This is a genomic window from Moorena sp. SIO3I6 (assembly GCF_010672095.1).
Window position 1 is genome coordinate 1 of the sequence record NZ_JAAHHU010000514.1, and the last position, 2,988, is coordinate 2,988.

Annotated in this window: 1 protein-coding gene; it reads right to left on the reverse strand. The window is 43.4% G+C overall.

What is annotated here, in order from left to right:
- Nucleotides 1-180: 180 nt before the first annotated feature.
- A complete protein-coding gene (gene ltrA / locus F6K49_RS38795) occupies nt 181-1,881 on the reverse strand; it encodes a group II intron reverse transcriptase/maturase (protein ID WP_293030677.1) in 1,701 nt (566 codons plus the stop codon).
- Between the last annotated feature and the right edge of the window lie 1,107 nt (nt 1,882-2,988).

Below are 2,988 nucleotides of genomic sequence, written 5' to 3' on the forward strand. Positions count from 1 at the left end.
GCATATTTCCCTTTTGTTACCAAAAGGTATTGAGTCCAACCTAAAAGGTTGTTTTACGTGAGGGTAGGTGGTGTAAATTACCCTGGGGAGTCGGCTCCCCGCTTTACTTGACCAGTTCAGGTCGCGCAGTTTCCCCTCATCCGGCTCCTCATTACAGTACAATCCTTGTCAGTGGCACCTCTAGAATGGATTTTCATCTAGATTCAGTGAATTAGATTTCGTTCCATGTTTGACATCGTGACAATGCAGGTGGAGTAGTTCCATATTTTTGTCTAGGTCTTCTCCACCGAGTGCGCGTGGTATTATGTGGTGTTTTTCTATTAAATCTCCATCCCTGAAGGTAAGGCCACAATGGGAGCATTTTCCTTTTTGTTTTTTAAGTAGTCTTCCTTTTTGACTGTTTATTTCAGGATGTTTTCCCATTCTGGAATTCCAATATATTAAGTTTCCGTTAAATGGACTTGTGGTGTTCTTGACTTTGATGTGCCGGACGATTTTCGTTTTGGCATGTTTCAAGAGGTAACTCTTTCCGTCTGTGAACGTCCAGTTGTCTTTTTCTACGGTTCCCCAATATTTATTGATTACCCAGGTTTTTGATTTGTTTGGATGTCGCCTGTATCCCCATCTTTGGAGTTTGTTCCAGAGCATGCATTCGAGGTCTTTGAAGGTTTCTTTACTACAAACAGCTTTGTTGTAATTACACCATCCTCGTATGACAGGTGAGAGTCGGCTGATTAGGGCAGCCTGAGGGGCAGCTTTGTGACGGTCGATTATGTCAGCGAGCTGCCTATAGTGTTCTAGAACTTTTTCCTTGGATGGTTTGATGATGGTTTTAAAGCCTAGTTTTGAATGGTTTTTTCCGGCTGGATATTGTCGGATGTTGAATCCTAGGAAATTGAATCCTTCCGAAGTGTGAGTTATCTTTGTCTTACTGGGCTTTAATTCCAACCCTATGTCTTTTAGCCATTCACTGATGATTCTCTGACATTCTTCTATTATGGTTTGGTCTTTGTGCATGATGACAAAATCATCCGCATATCTAATTAGACTTATACCTCTCATCTTTTGAGCTTTTCCTAGTTTTTCTCCTTTTTTGTTCTTTTTATTTCCGATATAAGTCTTAATTATTGTTTCCATTCCATGAAGGGCTATGTTCGCAAGGAGAGGTGATATTACTCCTCCTTGTGGTGTGCCTTCTTCGGTTTCTGAGAATGTGTTATTATCCATCACACCAGCTTTTAACCAAGATTTAATTAATCGCCTCAAGGATGGATAGGTGTTTAATTTCGTGAGAAGAACATCGTGATTGATTTTATCGAAACATTTGGAGATATCGGCGTCTAGTACCCATTTAGGTTTTTTGCAGATCCCATTAAATATTGCTTCGATGGCATCATGACATGAGCGTCCTGGTCTGAACCCATAGGAGTTAGGTTCAAATTTAGCCTCCCATTCAGGCTCTAGTGCTTGTTTGACTAGTGCTTGTAGGGCGCGGTCATGCATTGTTGGGATTCCTAATGGGCGTTTTTCCTTCTGTCCGGGTTTTGGAATCCATACCCTTCTAGTTGGTTTGGCTTTTCTTGAGATTTCCAGATTAGTTACTAAGGCCAGACGTTGTTTACCATTTAAGGTTTTAACCCCGTCTATTCCAGCAGTTTTCTTACCTTTGTTCTCTTGGGTTACCCGCCTGACCGCAATCATTTTGGCTGACCAAGACTTGATCAGGGTCTTTTGTAATTTACGTACCACGCGAACATCGTCACGCTGTGAGGCTTGGTATATTCGTTTTTGTAACTTGAACACGGTTATTTCTAGCTTTCGCCAGTTGACCTTGTTCCATTCCGACTGTGGGTTGAATCCCCGAGTTTTAGACTTCTTCATTACTACTTACAACTACACCTATTCCTGTAACGTGAGTCCGTTGGCATATCCATAGGTATTACCCTAGGCATTGGCTTCTGACTCTATCTCTCCCCCAGATGACTTACGGTTAACTACCTACTCAGAATGTTCGACCTTTCTGAGAGTTCTTGTGGGGGTTACTTCGTTCCTGATAACCATTCTGTAGACTTTTAGGGCGGCATTGTTCACCGGGAATTTTATTTCTAGGGAAATCAATAGTTAAGCGACCAACTAACTATCCTTTATTCCGTTTGACTTTTTGTCTGTGGCGTATCAATCCATTTCGCCACGTGTAGGTGTCGATGATTCAAACATGCCTTCCTTGCGTACCCATGAGTCTTTTGCCTGCTACTAACTTTCCCTGGATTGGTTCCGCTTCGCTGTTCGACCCTTGCTTTCAATCCATGGGTTTTGTTAGTTCCCATGAACCAGGGTAGGGCTGTCACTCGGATTTCACGAGGGATGGTCTTTCACCATCATGGTTATCAAGTTGTCAAGGTTCTTTCTTCCTTGCGACTAATCCTCCTAAACCCTTGATGGGCAAGGTTTCTAGTCAACGAATCGCACGGCTGCATCCTACCCGGTAGTAGGGATTAAGTTTGACATAACTTACTGAGGTTTCGACCGTTCCTCAGACCTATTTGTGCTACCGTTTTTACTTGTTCCACCTGATGGATTGTTTTGGTGACTATAGGACAGTCCAATTTGCCTATTCCCTCCTCAGAGTTTACAGCTATCTTTGGAACATGCTGTGAGGATATAAGGAATGAAGTCTCGCATTTTTACAGATTGCGGCTTGCGAATAAGACACTTTTTCAGGACTTTTGCTACTGCTATCCATATCACCTCCCTCTTAGCGGCAGTGTGGCTAATCTGCTTCACCTCTGATTCCGCCCTGTTGCCAGCTTCACTCTGCTAGGATGTCGCCTGCTCGGTGTGGCCAGATAAGGAGTCTGCTGTCTCTTCAGCGGTGGGGTTTTCACCCACATCCGTACAGGTAGTTAGGTTTGTGATTTGATCACGCGCCCCCGAGTCATACCCTACTCTATTACGAGTAGCTCCTACTCGGAACAAGCCGCACTCCAA